Source organism: Bacillus sp. NEAU-242-2 (assembly GCF_027853835.1).
GTDB lineage: Bacteria > Bacillota > Bacilli > Bacillales > Bacillaceae > Bacillus > Bacillus velezensis.
In genome coordinates, this window is sequence record NZ_JAPNNY010000005.1 from 63609 (window position 1) to 78404 (window position 14796).

General features: G+C 48.2%; 17 protein-coding genes. 10 read left to right on the top strand and 7 right to left on the bottom strand.

The window, feature by feature from the left end; translation table 11 throughout:
• Window positions 1–62 precede the first annotated feature (62 nt).
• Together OWN49_RS15310 and OWN49_RS15315 are read left to right on the top strand one after the other, a co-directional pair.
• Window positions 63–710, top strand: coding sequence for a hypothetical protein (locus tag OWN49_RS15310; protein ID WP_077721941.1), 648 nt, complete (start codon window positions 63–65; stop codon window positions 708–710).
• Window positions 711–760: 50 nt separating this feature from the next.
• The gene (locus OWN49_RS15315) at window positions 761–1621 is read left to right on the top strand and encodes an NAD(P)-dependent oxidoreductase (RefSeq protein ID WP_176283198.1); all 861 of its coding nucleotides are present in this window, start codon (window positions 761–763) and stop codon (window positions 1619–1621) included.
• 34 nt (window positions 1622–1655) lie between these two features.
• Here OWN49_RS15315 and pdaA read toward each other — a convergent pair whose 3' ends face one another.
• Together pdaA and OWN49_RS15325 are read right to left on the bottom strand one after the other, a co-directional pair.
• Entirely contained in the window at window positions 1656–2447 is a 792-nt protein-coding gene (pdaA, locus tag OWN49_RS15320) for a delta-lactam-biosynthetic de-N-acetylase (protein ID WP_176283197.1), read from the bottom strand.
• A 100-nt stretch (window positions 2448–2547) separates the two neighbouring features.
• The gene (locus OWN49_RS15325) at window positions 2548–2733 is read right to left on the bottom strand and encodes an SE1561 family protein (RefSeq protein WP_003155558.1); all 186 of its coding nucleotides are present in this window, start codon (window positions 2731–2733) and stop codon (window positions 2548–2550) included.
• Between the two features lie 146 nt (window positions 2734–2879).
• Between OWN49_RS15325 and yfkAB the strand changes: the two genes are divergently transcribed.
• Window positions 2880–4001 (top strand): radical SAM/CxCxxxxC motif protein YfkAB, encoded by a 1122-nt coding sequence (gene yfkAB, locus OWN49_RS15330; protein WP_176283196.1) that lies wholly within the window; start codon window positions 2880–2882, stop codon window positions 3999–4001.
• 6 nt (window positions 4002–4007) lie between these two features.
• Window positions 4008–4841, top strand: a complete 834-nt coding sequence (locus OWN49_RS15335) for a mechanosensitive ion channel family protein (protein WP_015388541.1) — start codon at window positions 4008–4010, stop codon at window positions 4839–4841.
• Between the two features lie 27 nt (window positions 4842–4868).
• Here OWN49_RS15335 and OWN49_RS15340 read toward each other — a convergent pair whose 3' ends face one another.
• Together OWN49_RS15340 and cax are read right to left on the bottom strand one after the other, a co-directional pair.
• Window positions 4869–5663, bottom strand: a complete 795-nt coding sequence (locus tag OWN49_RS15340; protein ID WP_088005349.1) for a YfkD famly protein — start codon at window positions 5661–5663, stop codon at window positions 4869–4871.
• Between the two features lie 70 nt (window positions 5664–5733).
• Window positions 5734–6789 (bottom strand): calcium/proton exchanger, encoded by a 1056-nt coding sequence (gene cax, locus OWN49_RS15345; protein ID WP_077721939.1) that lies wholly within the window; start codon window positions 6787–6789, stop codon window positions 5734–5736.
• Between the two features lie 158 nt (window positions 6790–6947).
• On the opposite strand from cax, the gene OWN49_RS15350 reads away from it, so the two are divergent.
• A complete protein-coding gene (locus tag OWN49_RS15350; protein WP_077721938.1) occupies window positions 6948–8126 on the top strand; it encodes an MFS transporter in 1179 nt (392 codons plus the stop codon).
• Between the two features lie 185 nt (window positions 8127–8311).
• On the opposite strand, the gene OWN49_RS15355 is transcribed toward OWN49_RS15350, so the two are convergent.
• The 3 genes from OWN49_RS15355 to OWN49_RS15365 are packed head-to-tail and all read right to left on the bottom strand — an operon-like array spanning window position 8312 to window position 9976.
• Window positions 8312–9151 carry a YihY family inner membrane protein gene (locus OWN49_RS15355; RefSeq protein ID WP_003155567.1) on the bottom strand — a complete coding sequence of 280 codons (840 nt, stop codon included), beginning with the start codon at window positions 9149–9151 and terminating at the stop codon, window positions 8312–8314.
• An 11-nt stretch (window positions 9152–9162) separates the two neighbouring features.
• Window positions 9163–9489 (bottom strand): hypothetical protein, encoded by a 327-nt coding sequence (locus OWN49_RS15360; protein WP_063095962.1) that lies wholly within the window; start codon window positions 9487–9489, stop codon window positions 9163–9165.
• A 13-nt stretch (window positions 9490–9502) separates the two neighbouring features.
• Window positions 9503–9976 (bottom strand): low molecular weight protein-tyrosine-phosphatase, encoded by a 474-nt coding sequence (locus OWN49_RS15365; RefSeq protein WP_077721937.1) that lies wholly within the window; start codon window positions 9974–9976, stop codon window positions 9503–9505.
• A 155-nt stretch (window positions 9977–10131) separates the two neighbouring features.
• On the opposite strand from OWN49_RS15365, the gene OWN49_RS15370 reads away from it, so the two are divergent.
• The 5 genes from OWN49_RS15370 to OWN49_RS15390 all read left to right on the top strand — a co-directional run bounded on the left by OWN49_RS15370 (window position 10132) and on the right by OWN49_RS15390 (window position 14781).
• A complete protein-coding gene (locus OWN49_RS15370) occupies window positions 10132–10347 on the top strand; it encodes a DUF1128 domain-containing protein (RefSeq protein WP_003155571.1) in 216 nt (71 codons plus the stop codon).
• A gap of 335 nt (window positions 10348–10682) precedes the next feature.
• Window positions 10683–11876: an MFS transporter gene (locus OWN49_RS15375; RefSeq protein WP_003155573.1), complete on the top strand. Its 1194-nt coding sequence runs from the start codon at window positions 10683–10685 to the stop codon at window positions 11874–11876.
• A gap of 26 nt (window positions 11877–11902) precedes the next feature.
• Window positions 11903–12664, top strand: a complete 762-nt coding sequence (aroD, locus tag OWN49_RS15380; RefSeq protein WP_003155574.1) for a type I 3-dehydroquinate dehydratase — start codon at window positions 11903–11905, stop codon at window positions 12662–12664.
• A gap of 64 nt (window positions 12665–12728) precedes the next feature.
• Entirely contained in the window at window positions 12729–13613 is an 885-nt protein-coding gene (locus tag OWN49_RS15385; protein ID WP_024085012.1) for a shikimate dehydrogenase, read from the top strand.
• A 136-nt stretch (window positions 13614–13749) separates the two neighbouring features.
• Window positions 13750–14781, top strand: coding sequence for a LacI family DNA-binding transcriptional regulator (locus OWN49_RS15390; protein WP_176283195.1), 1032 nt, complete (start codon window positions 13750–13752; stop codon window positions 14779–14781).
• Window positions 14782–14796: the final 15 nt, after the last annotated feature.

Consider the following 14796-nt stretch of genomic DNA (forward strand, 5'->3'; position numbering starts at 1 on the left):
AACGGCTGCCGGCTGTTCTTTTTTTTGAGAAAACATGATAGTCTGGAAAAAAACGTAAAGAGGTGTGCGCCGTTACCATCTTTTCTCACAAAATCATTTCTTCTGTCCTCCTGCTATTCAGTGTCATGTCCATTGCCCCGCTGTATAACGGCTGTACGGTGTCTGATTACATCTTTGAGTTACTCGGCTTTTCCTCTTGGTCGGAAGACGGAGCCCATATCTCCGTCATTCCCGGGGTCGTCCTTTACTTTGCGGCGTTAATCTGGTGTGCCGCCGCGTTCAGGCGGACGCTTCCCGCGGCGGGGCTGTTTCTGATCTTTCTCAGTATGGGGGCCGCTTCCGGTATCAGTCCTGCCACCGAATATGCCGCTTTTTCCTTAAAACAGTTCGCGCCCGAAAAAGAGTCTGTCGAATATTTGAAGCACCGCAGCGAATGCAGTCATCTGATTGAGCGAAAAAGAGCGGGCATGAGCTGCACGCTTTATATCAATCATTACGGAAAAGGGGAACAAACCATTTCTGTCACGCCGGATTTATCAGAAAACATAAAGGACGTCACATTCAAATCAAAAACGTTCACTGTAAAGCCCCGTTCGAAAACAATCATCAAGACGCGGTTTACCGGATTTTATAAGGGGAAAGCCGCCTCAGACTCCGGATGGTCTTCAGAACCTGAACTGAAGGTGGAAATCCTGTACACAGCAGATTAACCATTTTGCATGTATAATGGTGGAAAACTTTTCATTGGAGGGACTGTCAAATGAAGATCGCCATCGTCGGACTCGGCAATATGGGCCGCCCCATCGCCGAAAATATCATGAAAGCCGGATACAGCCTGACTGTATATAACCGGACGAAAGAAAAAGCGGCTGACCTGCTGGATAAAGGGGCCGAATATGCCGAAACGCCCCGCCAGGCAGCTGAACATGCGGACATTGTGCTTTCAATGCTGTCAGACGATGAAGCTGTAACAGGCGTGACGTTCGGAGCTTGCGGCATTATTGCCGGGTTATCTGAAAACGGCATTCATATTTCAATGAGCACGATCAGTACGGCGCTGTCAGAACAGCTTTCCGCCGCACATTCGGGCAGAGGGCAGTCCTTTATTGCCGCTCCCGTCCTCGGCCGCCCCGATGCCGCCGAGAAGGCCGAGCTTCGCATCATCACAGCCGGACCGGCTGAAGCGAAGAAAAAGGCCGAACCGCTGCTTAAAATCCTGAGTCAGCAAGTATTTGATACGGGTGAAGAAACAAAAACGGCCAATGCCGCGAAAATCAGCGTCAATTTCTTGCTCGTTTCTATGCTGGAGGCGTTATCTGAATCATTCTTAATGATGGAAAAGTTCGGTTTAGAACAAAAACAATTTTTAGAAATCGCCGGTGCGCTCTTTGGCTCTCCCGTCTATCAAAATTACGGCACGATCATGGCTGAGGAGAAATTTGAGCCGGCCGGCTTCAAAATGTCTTTAGGGCTGAAGGATACCAATCTGGCGCTCGCCGCCGCAGAACAGGTTTCCGCAAAACTCCCTCTTGCCGAACTGGCGAAGAGCCATTTTGAAAGCGGGGTCGCACAAGGCTTCGGGGATCTGGATTGGGCCGCTTTGATTAAATGTATCAAATAACAAAACACCTCTCCATTACCAGGAGAGGTGTTTTTTACAGGCGCGGCAGCTTCATTTCTTTCTCAAACATCAGGTCATCAATGCTTTTAAACGTGTAGCCTTCTTTTTTCAAATCGGTAATGGCATCGTCCAAAGCTTCTGAATTGTCCTTTGAAACAGTGTGGAGAAGGTAGATCGCGCCGGGATGCGCCTGTTTTATCATGTGATCATAGGCGTATTTTTTCCCTTTTTGCTCGTTAACCTTCCAGTCGACAAATGCGACGGACCAGAAAACGGTTTGGTAGCCGAGACGCTTCGTTTCTTTGAGGACATATTCGCTGAATACGCCGCGCGGCGGACGGAGATACAGGTTGTCCCGCTTTCCGGTAATGTTGTACACAGCTTCCGTGACGGAATCGAGTTCGTCTTGAATCTGATCGCCCGTTTTTGTCGTCAGATCAGGATGATGAAAAGAATGATTGCCGATGATATGGCCTTCCTTTGACATCCGTTTAATCAAATCAGGCTGCTCTTTCACAAAATGACCCGTGACAAAAAAAGTGCCCGTGATGTGATGTTTTTTTAACACATCAAGCACTTTGGGGGTGTACCCATTTTCATATCCGTTATCAAACGTTAAATAGATGGTCTTTTCTTTCGTATTGCCCAAATAAAAGGCATCATATTTTTTGACCAGATTGTCCAGCTGTCTGCCGGCATCCGGCGGCTGATGATTGACGCTGCGTTTAAATCCCCAGTTTATCCGTTCATTCGGCACGGCTTCTGCGCTGTTGATGCCTCCTGCAAGTAAAACGGCCATGCAGCAAATTGAACAAAACCATTTCATGACCAGCACTCCTTCTGCATTTTTCCTTATTTTGCAGTAGGCCCTGCCCTTTTATACAGCCGCATTATGGAAAAAGAAAAACCCCGGCATCCGCCGGGGGTTATTCCCAATCCTTTTTAAAGCGTTCGTATTTTGCTTCCAGATCATCAAGCATGCCAATGAGCCGGTCTATATCTTCAACGTCCGTTGATTCAGGGTCTAATGAATCAATGACATTCATAAACATATCGAGTCTGTTCTTCAGGTAATCGAGCTGCTGATCTTTGCTGTTTACTGCATTCCCCATACTTCCACTCCATTCATTTTTTATAATGGTAGCGTATTTTTTGGCGTTTTTCAATGGTTCCGCTACTTGCGATCTTGGCAGATCAGGTCTAAAATTAACAGTTGGCAGACGTTAGTATGCCCCATTTATAAAGGAGTTAGATAGTCATGACACAAAACACAACACTGCGTCCGATCACACCGGAGTACGATCCTTGGGAAGCGTACATGGATGTCGACCAGTATGGAGATATGAAATTGACGAACGTTGAATTCACAACGACGACTTTGTGCAATATGAGATGCGAGCACTGCGCCGTCGGGTACACGCTCCAGCCGAAAGACCCGAATGCGCTGCCGATTGACCTTTTATTAAAGCGGCTTGATGAAATTCCTCTGTTGCGCTCTATCAGCATTACGGGCGGCGAACCGATGCTTTCGCTGAAATCGGTAAAGGAATACGTCGTCCCGCTTTTGAAATATGCGCATGAACGCGGCGTGCGCACACAGATCAATTCAAACCTGACGCTTGATATCGGGCGCTACGAACGGATTATTCCTTATTTGGACGTTCTTCACATTTCCCACAACTGGGGAACGGTCGAGGACTTTGCCGACATCGGATTTGCGATGATGGAGAAGAAACCGACATTTGAACAGCGGGCGCGCTATTTTGACAAAATGATTGAAAACAGCCGCACGCTGGTCGAAGCAGGCGTAATGGTTTCAGCGGAAACGATGCTGAACAAACGCACGCTGCCGCATATTGAACATATTCACCGGCAGATTACGGAAGAAATGAAATGCCAGCGGCACGAAGTCCATCCGATGTATCCGAGTGATTTCGCCAGCGCGCTTGAATCACTCAGCCTGAAGGACATGAGACAGGCCATTCATCATCTGCTCGACATTCGCGATGAAGAGACATGGATGCTGTTCGGCACGCTCCCGTTTTACGCATGCAGCCCTGATGAAGAAGACCAGAAGCTCCTCCGCCGCCTGCGGGAAGCGAAATACGTTACGGTGCGAAACGACCCTGACGGCCGCTCCCGCCTGAATGTGAACATTTTTGACGGAAATATCATTGTCACGGATTTCGGCGATACACCGCCGCTCGGCAATATTAAAACAGACAGCCTTCCCAATGCATATGACAAGTGGAGACAGACGAAGCTGAGCAAAGAGCTGAACTGCCGCTGCACAAACGTCCGGTGCCTCGGACCGAACGTCCTTGTCAAAAACAGTTATTATCAGGACACGGATTTTTCATTACGAAAAGCCAGAGGTTAACAGAAGATGGAAACGACAATTACGGACATTTTGAAAAGCAAAGTGGTTGAGATCATCATCGTCGCTCTCGTGCTTTACGCCGGTGTTTTTCTGATCAACCGCTTTGTCCAGGTGTTATTTAAACGCATAGATTTCTTGGAGGAACGGAAAGGGAAAACGATTGAAAGCCTCGTCCGATCCATCACCCAGTATACGGCGACGATCGGTTTTATCTTTTACGTCATTTCTTTATTCGTTCATGATTTCGGCCGAATTTTAGCCGGGGCGGGTGTTGCCGGTATCGTCATCGGTTTCGGCGCCCAGTCGTTAATCAAGGACATATTGGCCGGTGTCTTTTTGATATACGAACGCCAGCTTCATAAAGGCGATTACGTGACGATTAACAATCTGTTCAACGGCACAGTCGAAGAAATCGGGCTCCGTTCCCTTCAGATCCGTGAGTGGACCGGCAAGCTGCTTACCATTTCAAACGGTGAGGTCAGACAGCTTCAAAACTATAACATTGATTTTATGCGGATTACCGAGTCCGTCGTGATCAGTTATAAAGAAGATCCCGAGCGGGTATATGCCGTCTTAGAAAAAGCCTGCGACATGCTCAATGATGAGCTTCGCGATTCACTGAAGCGAGATGAATTTCTCAATGCGACGGAGCCGTTTCAAGTGCATGGAATCATGAGCCTGAACAAATTGACGAGAGGCATAGAATTTACCGTCAAAGGCATGGTTCAAGATAAAGAATACTTCTCGGCGAGCCTTGCGGTGAGACGCGTTCTTGCCCGGGAGCTGTACAACAACAATGTGCAATTGCTTGAGGAAATGTATCACACACAAAAAAGCTGATTCCCGAACCGGAATCAGCTTTTTTAGTTATCTCGGCTGCGCTGTCATTTGAAAACCGAATGTGACGTGATCCTGTACCGGAATCCAAGCCCCGATTCCTTGCGAAGTCACATTTTTGACGACAAGTTTCCGCTTGCTGCCTTTCAGCACCAAATACACTTCACCGTATGTTACTTTTCCTTTTTCATTAACGGCCGGAGCGTAGGCGTGCAGGTAGCCGAGCCGCTGCGGAGAAATTTTGTAGGTTTGATCGCGTTTTGTGCCTGCGCCGATAACCGTTTCAAAAGCGAGCGGCAGTTTTGTTTTCTTCATCGCTTTTTGCATCATCATACTTTTTACGTCTTCTGCGTTCGGCACCTTCGCTGTGAGCCCGCCTTTGATTTTGTATTGCTGTTCTTGGGCATATGAGATAACCGCGGTTTGCTGTCCGCCCCGGTTATCCGCTCTGTTTGTGTTAATTTTTTTATATTCCCAGTTGGCGACCGTTTCGTTCGATTGATAGCCGAGCGCCCATTTCCCGAGAAATATTGTCGCCCGATATCCGATGGCAAGCGGTGAACCGGAAACCGAGGATTCATTCAGCATCTTTATCAGATGCGGATTTTCGATGTTGATCTCGGAGGTATCTAACAATTCCTTTGCCAGTTTGCTCGGCTGAAGCATCGGCTGGTCCTGTGAAGCATTCGGATACGTATTTTCCTTTGAAATGCTTACGACAGAGTTGGGAACCTTAAACGGTTTCTTTGCACCGGCAGACGGCATTGCGAAAAAACTAAAGGATAACAGCAGAATCAATGTGGCATGAAACAGCTTTCTCATCATATCACTCTTTCTATAGCATTTTCCTTTAGTCTTTTCCTCCGCAATCGTTGTTATCCGCATTTTTTACAGGTTAAAGCAGGAAAAAACCGATCGCCATGATGACATAAGCGGCAAGGAGCGTAGCCCCTTCAAACCAGTTCGAATCGCCGTCATTTGAAATCATCGTCATCAAAAGGACGGATGATATCATCGCCACAAGCTCGGGCAATGTGAATACAAGCGGCATATTGACCGGAAAAAAGATAGAACAGATCACAAGAACCGGGGCTACAAACATGGCGATCTGCAAAGTCGAACCTACCGCGATTTCAACGGCGACATCCATCTTGTCTTTGTACGCCATAATAATCGCCGACGCATGCTCTGCGGCATTTCCGACAATTGCGACGATAATCACCCCGATAAACAGCTCGCTCCAGCCGAACTGTTCAGCCACCGCATGAAACGTATGGACAAGGTTTTCAGATATGTAGGCGACAATAATAGTTGAAATAAATAAGACGGCTGTCGCTCTTTTCCCCGACCACTCAGGCTGCTCCTCTTCTTCCTTTGCCTCCGGCTGATTCGGCTGATAAACACCGCGGTGGGTGACGAGCTTGAAATAAAGAGCTGCCACGTACAAAAGGATCATGATGATGCTGATGCCGACACTCAAATTTAGCTTGTTTTTTTCCCCCATATCCATGGAAAATACTTCGGGAATGACAAAAGCTACGATAATGGCAAAAATCAGCAGGCCTGAATTATGCCGTGCATCATGAATATTGAATTCCTGCCGCTTATATTTCAAACCGCCGATAAAAAACGACAGTCCCGCGACGAGCAAAAGATTGCCGAGCACCGAACCGGTCAGTGAAGCAAGAACGATGCCCGTCAGCCCTTCTTTTAGGGCAAAAAGCGATATAATCAGCTCTACCGCATTACCGAACGTGGCATTCAGCAGACCGCCGATCCGCGGTCCCGCGATAATGGCAAGAGATTCAGTCGCTCTCCCCATATAACTTGCAAGCGCAATAATCGTCAAGCAATAAATAATAAACAAAACCGCTGACGGCCAGTGCATCAGGCCGCCGATGACTGAAAGCGGAACTCCCGCCGCAGCCGTAAAGAAAAAAATCCGATTCATATCTGCCTGGCTCCTTTTTTCGAATAAGTCTTTTTATATCCTTCTCAAAAACTCCCTCAATTACACTTCCTCGGCAGCCCGAATTGGCATTTTCAGGTTGCCGGACGCGGAAAATCCGTGTACGATCAAGAAAGATACTGAAGAAGGAGAAATACGCGATGTCACGACTGTACTTCTTTATTTTGGTTCTGCTTGTTTCCATCTCCGGATTTTCCCAAGGCATGCTGCTGCCGGTGATCTCCGTCATTTTTGAAACGAACGGAGAATCCGCAGCCATAAACGGACTTCACGCAACCGGCCTTTATATCGGCGTGCTTCTGGCGTCGCCGTTTATGGAGGCCCCGCTGCGCAAGCTCGGATTCAAACCTCTGATGGTCATGGGCGGATTTCTTGTTATCATCAGCTTATTCAGTTTTATTTGGCTTCAATCCATATGGTTATGGTTTTTTCTTCGGCTGCTTATCGGAATCGGGGATCATATGCTGCATTTTTCAACCCAAACGTGGGTGACTTCCAAGTCAACGCCCCGAAACAGAGGAAGAAACATTTCGCTGTACGGACTGTCCTTCGGGCTCGGATTCGCTGTCGGCCCTTTCATGGTCCCTCTTGTGAAAACAAGTCCGTCCCTTCCGTTTATCGTATCCGGCTGTATCAGTCTTTGTGCCTGGCTGTTTGTGTTTGCCTTACGTAACGAGTACCCGGCGCAAGGTCCGGATGAAACATCCGGGGACAACAGCGCAAAACGGTTTTACCGCGCCCTTCTTTTCGGCTGGGTCGCTTTTCTCCCGGCTTTCGGGTACGGTTTTTTAGAAACGGCGCTGAACGGAAGCTTTCCCGTGTACGCCCTTCGTTTAGGTATATCCGTTGATGCCGTCGCGCTGATCTTGCCCGCTTTTGCCATCGGAGGTATTGTATTCCAGTTCCCTCTCGGTTTATTAAGCGATCGATTCGGGAGAAAACGTGTCCTGCTCGTCATCTTATTAACGGGTGCCCTTTGCTTTTTGACGGCCGGACTGTTTCCGTCGCCTTCTGTCATCGGCTGCTGCTTTTTCACGGCGGGGATGGCGGTCGGCAGTATGTTTTCCCTCGGCATCAGCTATATGAGCGACCTGCTGCCGTCCCATCTGCTGCCGGCGGGCAACCTGCTCTGCGGCATTTCCTTCAGTCTCGGAAGCATGATCGGCCCGGTGGCGGGCGGCTGGTATATGCAGCGGTTTGAAAGCGCCAACTTGTTTTACTTTATTACGGTGATTCTGGTCTGTATTTGGCTTGCGCTCGTCTTCGGGAAAACAAAGCACAGCCCCGCTTCCGAATCCCATTCTTTTCCGGCCACATAAAAAAGCCGCCTGATCTGAGCCAGGCGGCTTCTTTCTAGTGGTATCCGTTCTGCCCGTTGGCGCTTCCGCTTGTTTTATTCTTCGGGCCGTTTTTTGAGTTTTGTTTATTATGGCTTCCGCCTTTTTTCGTATGCTTGGTCATAGCCGATTCCCTCCGTTTTTCAGCTTGAACGTCATCCGTTCCTCTATAGCTTGCTCCCGCGGTACGGATTTTCATCAGGAAGCTTTTTACGTTTATGTAAAAGCGCGTTGATTTCTCCTCCTAAAATCAACAGGGTTCCCGTAAGGTAAAACCAGATCATAAGGACGATAATTCCCCCGATGCTCCCGTATGTGGCGCTGTAGTTGGCAAAGGTGCCGACGTAAAATGAGAACAGCATACTGACGATAATCCAGCCGGCTGCCGCGAATACGGCTCCCGGCAGCACAAAACGGAGGGAAAGCTTTTTATTCGGCGCGAAAATGTAAAGCGCGGTAAACACGATTAACAGGATAAGCGGACTGATACCCCAGCGGACAACCGACCACACCTGCAAAAACAGGTCCGAGGCGCCGATAAAATCCGCGGCCAGCATTCCGATTTCTCTGCCGAACACCGGCAGAAGCAATGCGATTAAAATCGTAACCACCATCGCAATGGTTAAAAAAATTGAGGTCAGGCGAATGATGATAAATGAGCGGTTTTCCTCGACTTCGTAGGCATGGTTAAATGCTCTGACAATCGCGTTCATACCATTCGAAGCCGACCAGATGACGGCGATAATCCCGAATGACAAAAGCCCGCCGCTGCGCTTGTTCAGCGTTTGCTCCGTTATGGATTTCACCATGGACATGGCGCTGTCGGGCGCGTATTGATCGACCGCCCCGAGCACGTCTTCTGCCGATATGGGAAGATAGGCGGTGAGCGTCAGCATGAAAATCATTAACGGAAACAATGACAGCAGGAAAAAATACGCCAGCTCCGCCGATTTACTTTGTCCTTCATGCAGAGAAAACCTTGCAAACAGCTCCTTTATAAAACTCATGACATCCCACCTCAATGATCGTTTTTCGAAAAATGCTCCTTCGTTTCTTTTAACAGGTCAATGACCTGCGGTGTCGTCTGCTTCAGCTTGGTGATCTGCCCGTTTAAAAAACTCAGATCGTCCGATACGGTATTGGCGATGATTTTCACTTGATCCAGTTTTGCGGAAGCCTGCTGTTTCAGGGCTTCAGGATGTTTTCGGTAAAATGCCGCACGCCGCCTGCACGCGTCCATATTCCGGAAACATGCCTCTCTCGTCGGCTTATGTAATAAGGACAGTGCTCCGCCGGCGGCAGCGCCGATCAGAATCGCTTTTGCCATGATGCGTGTCTGCTTCATCGGTCAATCCCCCTTATAAATGATGGTCTTTCTTTATTATCTCCAGCAAATGACGGCACCCGGACTCGACCAAAGCGTACACCTCGCTGAAATTTCCGGTATAATACGGATCGGGCACGTCGGCAAGGTCCGACTCCGGTACATAATCAAGCAGCCTTGCAATACGCGGCGCCGCTTTTTTATAACCGGCCATGCTGCGCAAATGTCCGATATTTTCTGCATCCATCGCAATGACGTAATCAAAATCGGTCAGATCAGACTCACGGACCTGCCTCGCCGTGATGCCGCTTGCGCTGATCCCTTTCTTCTCCAGGATCTCCTTTGTCCCTTCATGCGGCGGATTTCCCGCATGCCAGGCGCCGATTCCCGCTGAATCAATGTTAATCTGCCCGTTCAGCCCGTTTTTCTTCACCATATCAGAAAATACCGCCTCTGCCATAGGCGACCGGCAAATATTTCCCAGACAGACAAACAGCACATGTATCATATCGATAACCTCCCTATTCTTTCCCCGCATTTTGAGGATCAAAAACCTTATCAACATCTTAGCAACTTTTCTGCGGCTGTGGAAATAAGCTTTTATTCTAAATGAATTCTGTTAGAATAAAGGGTACGAAAACGGTCATGAAAGGATGCATGAATTTGCCGAGCCAACAAACAGAAACGTTAAACAAAATGATTGAAGACATTTCGCAAAAGCTCAACATGCTCAATGTCGGCGTCATCAGAGCGGAAGATTTCAGTGATGAAAAAATAGAAGATCTTACATACCTTCATCAAATGGTCATGAAAAAAGCATCATTCAGCCCGAGTGAAATGCAGGCCATTGCCGAGGAGCTCGCTTCTCTCAGAAAATAAACCCATGTCAGACCTGCCGAAAAACGGCAGGTCTTTTCTTGATTTAAAAAAGCAAAAAATAAAAGTTCATCGGTTTGACACATATAAAAAGAAGGAGTATAGTAACTGTGAACTTGGTAGAACGATATACTAAATGAGCAGGCCGCTTATCTTTTTTTATTTAGTAGAACGATATACTCATTGTGATATCAGCGTTATTCAAGTTTGTCTATGCAACCGTTGTTTCAAACAGTTTTCAAAGAAAGGCAGTGGTTCAATAAAGGGGAATGGTGCTGTGCTTTTATCAATTAAAAAAATAATTTAATTCTTTATTAACCGCATTAGGGGATGTCATCATGAAAAACATATACACCAAAATGGCAGCGGGTCTTTATATTAACTATTTCCTGCTGGGCATGATCAATATTATTATCGCATCCAATATGGAGGCATTATCAAAACAGCTTCATACTTCCGCAGCCGGTGTCAGCTATTTGGTCTCCGCCATCGGGATCGGGAAGCTGATTTCGCTTCTGTTTGCCGGGAAGCTTTCGGATACATTCGGGAGACGGCCGTTTATCGTGTCGGGCGCCTTTCTGTATCTGATTTTCCTAATCGGGATTCCGCTTTCGACAAACTATACGGCCGCGTTTATCTTCGCCATTTTCGCCGGGATCGCCAATTCCTTTTTGGATTCCGGGACATATCCGGCGCTTATTGAAGGATTTCCGAAAAACGCAAGCTCTGCAACCGTGTTAATCAAAGCATTTGTATCAATCGGCGCGACGGTGCTTCCGTTTTTTATCGCGTTTATTGCGGACAGGCATTTGTTTTACGGCTGGACGTTTTTCGTACCGGGCATTATTTTCTTCCTGAACGGCTTTTTCCTGTTGAAAGTTCCGTTTCCGAATCATAAGCAAAAAGAAGACGGCGGCCGGACGGAAGCCTCTCCGTCTGATGACGCGTTCACATCACAGCCGTCGATATGGCGCGAAGGCCTCGCAATCATTCTGTTAGGCTTTTCATCAACGGCGCTGTTTATGCTCGTTCAAGTATGGCTTCCTAAGTTCGGGCAATCCGTTTTGGGCATGCCTGAGGTGCAGGCCGTCAAATTGTTGAGCTATTACAGTATCGGGGCGCTTGTGTCCGTGTTATTGCTGGCTGTGCTGTTAAACAGAGTGATTCAGCCGATTACGGTAATGGTGCTGTACCCTGTGATCGCGGCAATTGCGCTGCTTGCTCTGATTTTCATTCATCAGCCGGCCGTATCGGTCATCAGCTCCTTTGTCATCGGACTTTCAACTGCGGGCATTCTGCAATTGGCGATGACGGTTATGGCTGTTTTATTCCCTAAAAATAAAGGTACGATCACATCTTTTGTTAATATAGCATCAAGCTTATCTTTTATTGTCATTCCGCTTGTAACGGGAGCGATATCCAAAGCCGCCGGCCTGACGCCTGTTTTTCTGCTTGATATCGGAATTGCGGCCGTCAGCGCCCTTCTCGCATTGTTTATCGGAATCCGCTTTAAGCAAGTGATGAAAGCCTGACTATTTTTTAAGGGAGAGGATTTATCATGCAATCTATCACGATCAGAAATACGGTCATCGGCGAAGGGCTTCCGAAGATCATTGTGCCGCTGATGGCGGCCGGAGAGAAAGAACTGCTCGAAGAAATTGAAGCCGTCAACGGGCTTCGCCCGGATATCATTGAGTGGCGGGCGGATGTATACGAGCATGTTGACAGCCTGGACGCCGTAAAAGGCATGCTTGAAAAGCTGCGGAAAGCCGCAGGCGCAACACCGCTGCTTTTCACATTCAGAACCCATAAAGAAGGCGGAAATAAAGTTATTGATGACCGCTTTTACATTGAATTGCTTAAAACCGCCATCGAAACAAAACATATTGACCTTGCAGACGTTGAGCTGTTTACGGGAGAAGCGGAAGTCAAATCAATTGTGAAAACCGCTGAAGACAACGGCGTATATGTCGTCATGTCCAATCATGATTTTCATCAGACACCGAAAAAAGAAGAAATCATTTCCCGGCTGCGGAACATGCAGGCGTACGGCGCGCACATTCCGAAAATCGCGGTGATGCCGCAAAGCACGGAAGATGTTTTCGTCTTATTGGATGCCACTCACACGATGAAAACACAATACGCGGACCGGCCGATCATCACGATGTCAATGGCGGGAACAGGCCTGATCAGCCGCCTGGCCGGCGAAGTCTTCGGCTCAGCGTGCACGTTCGGCGCGGGCAAAGAAGCATCAGCGCCCGGGCAGATTCCCGTTGAGGAATTGCGCAGCGTACTCAGCATTTTAAATAAACATATGTAATCAGCGTTTTTTGCCCTCAAAGCGGGTTGAAAAACAAATGAATGGACTAACGGAGGAATACATCATGAAGAAAGAATTAGGACGGATTAACGGAAAAACTCAGCTTATCGGATTATTCGCGACACCGATCGGACACTCTTTATCTCCGGCGATGCACAACCTGGCGTTTAAAAAATTAGGATTGAACTACGCTTACCTCGCGTTTGAAGTCGGCAATGAACAGCTGGAAGATGTGGTAACGGGAATGCGTGCCTTAAACGTCAGAGGCTTCAATGTCTCGATGCCGAACAAGATGAACATTCTCCCTTATCTCGATGAACTCGCGGATTCAGCGAAATTCACCGGCGCGGTAAATACAGTCGTTAATGAAAACGGCAGACTGATCGGACACTCCACTGACGGTATGGGATACGTCCGCAACTTAAAAGAACACGGCATCGATATCACAGGGAAAAAAATGACGCTGGTCGGTTCCGGCGGGGCCGCCACTCCGATAGCGATTCAATCCGCATTGGAAGGCCTCGGAGAAATCTCTATTTTCGCCCGCAATGACGCGTTTTTCGAAAAAGCGGAAGAAAATGTCCGCATCATCAATGAAGAAATGAAGGGATCTTCTTGTAAAGCGAAAGTCTTCCCGCTCGAAGATCAAGATGCGCTGCGTGCTGAAATCGCTTCAAGCGATATTTTCACAAACGGAACAGGTGTCGGCATGAAACCGCTTGAAGGCTTGAGCGTTATTGAAGATACATCCATGCTCCGTCCGGATTTGATTGTGACAGACGTCGTTTACAACCCCGTTACGTCGAAATTGCTTGAACAAGCTCAAGCGGCCGGCTGCAAAACCATTAACGGTCTCGGCATGATGCTTTGGCAGGGCGCCATGGCATTTGAATATTGGACAGGCCGTGAAATGCCGGTTCAGTATATTAAAGAGCAAATGTTTGAATAACCTATGTGACAGAAGCGCCGAAGGACAATCCGTCTTCCGGCGCTTTATCTTTTTCCCCCTCCTCTCTCTTTCTTCTCATGCGCCAAAACGCTTATAATGGATGTAACGAATAAAAACCAAGTGAGGAATGCGACGTATGAAACAGCAAAAAAAACGCCGGGTGACATTGCAGCAGGTCGCCGAACATGCCGGCGTCTCAACATCCACCGCTTCATTAATTGTCCGCAACAACCCCCGAATTTCCGAAGCAACCCGTGAGAAAGTGCTGCAATCCATGCGGGAGCTGGGGTACGTATATGATCGGGTCGCCGCGAATTTACGATCACAGACGTCCACAACGGTAGGATTGATTATCACTGACATTTCCAATACATTTTTCTCAGAGTTTCTGATCGGCGTTCAGAATACGCTTGAGGAAGTCGGATTAACGGTGCTGTTAGGCACGACATTTGATTCCGTCGCCAAGCAGGAGCAGCTGATTTCGACCATGCTGGAGCACAGGGTCGGCGGATTGATTTTGTGTCCGGTTTCAGGTGCGGCTGAGGAAACCCTTTCCCGCCTTGAGCAGCTTGACATTCCGGTCGTGCTCGCCGTCAGGGAGATTGCCGATGCAGACTGTGATTTTGTCGGAGCCGATTATGAAGAAGGCACTTATAAGGCAGTGCGTCATTTCATTGAGAAAGGCCATCAGGAGATTGCGTTTCTGGGCGGCGTGAAGCACTCATCAACATGGACGAAGCGTATGAAAGGGTTTAAAAAAGCGCTCCGTGAAGCGGGTCTGGAAGTGAAAAATGAATATGTCATTGACAGCGCGCCGACCCGCGAAGCAGGCTGTGAGGCCGTGACGGAGCTCCTCCGCCGGTCTGAGCACCCGACCGCGATTTTCTGCTTCAGTGATTTGGTCGCGTTCGGCGTCATGCAAGGGATCAGAAAAGCCGGGCTCGTTCCGGGCGAAGATATTGACATTGTCGGCTTTGATAACGTGCCGGAAGCTGAAATTTCTTATCCCCCGCTTACAACCGTTTCTTCCTTTCCGCGGCAGTCGGGAAAAGAAGCGGCTCAATTGCTGCATCATAAAATCACCAATTCCCAGCACAAAAAACAGCGCATTATTCTGGCGCCTGAGCTGGTCATCCGGGAATCTTCACAAAAAAAGCGGAACGCCTGATACGGCGCTCCGCTT

Excerpts from the sequence above, each read along its gene's own strand:
- OWN49_RS15315 (WP_176283198.1), top strand. The coding sequence starts at position 761 with ATGAAGATCGCCATCGTCGGACTCGGCAATATGGGCCGCCCCATCGCC.
- pdaA (WP_176283197.1), bottom strand. The coding sequence starts at position 2,447 with ATGAAATGGTTTTGTTCAATTTGCTGCATGGCCGTTTTACTTGCAGGA.
- OWN49_RS15325 (WP_003155558.1), bottom strand. The coding sequence starts at position 2,733 with ATGGGGAATGCAGTAAACAGCAAAGATCAGCAGCTCGATTACCTGAAG.
- yfkAB (WP_176283196.1), top strand. The coding sequence starts at position 2,880 with ATGACACAAAACACAACACTGCGTCCGATCACACCGGAGTACGATCCT.
- OWN49_RS15335 (WP_015388541.1), top strand. The coding sequence starts at position 4,008 with ATGGAAACGACAATTACGGACATTTTGAAAAGCAAAGTGGTTGAGATC.
- OWN49_RS15340 (WP_088005349.1), bottom strand. The coding sequence starts at position 5,663 with ATGATGAGAAAGCTGTTTCATGCCACATTGATTCTGCTGTTATCCTTT.
- cax (WP_077721939.1), bottom strand. The coding sequence starts at position 6,789 with ATGAATCGGATTTTTTTCTTTACGGCTGCGGCGGGAGTTCCGCTTTCA.
- OWN49_RS15350 (WP_077721938.1), top strand. The coding sequence starts at position 6,948 with ATGTCACGACTGTACTTCTTTATTTTGGTTCTGCTTGTTTCCATCTCC.
- OWN49_RS15355 (WP_003155567.1), bottom strand. The coding sequence starts at position 9,151 with ATGAGTTTTATAAAGGAGCTGTTTGCAAGGTTTTCTCTGCATGAAGGA.
- OWN49_RS15360 (WP_063095962.1), bottom strand. The coding sequence starts at position 9,489 with ATGAAGCAGACACGCATCATGGCAAAAGCGATTCTGATCGGCGCTGCC.
- OWN49_RS15365 (WP_077721937.1), bottom strand. The coding sequence starts at position 9,976 with ATGATACATGTGCTGTTTGTCTGTCTGGGAAATATTTGCCGGTCGCCT.
- OWN49_RS15375 (WP_003155573.1), top strand. The coding sequence starts at position 10,683 with ATGAAAAACATATACACCAAAATGGCAGCGGGTCTTTATATTAACTAT.
- aroD (WP_003155574.1), top strand. The coding sequence starts at position 11,903 with ATGCAATCTATCACGATCAGAAATACGGTCATCGGCGAAGGGCTTCCG.
- OWN49_RS15385 (WP_024085012.1), top strand. The coding sequence starts at position 12,729 with ATGAAGAAAGAATTAGGACGGATTAACGGAAAAACTCAGCTTATCGGA.
- OWN49_RS15390 (WP_176283195.1), top strand. The coding sequence starts at position 13,750 with ATGAAACAGCAAAAAAAACGCCGGGTGACATTGCAGCAGGTCGCCGAA.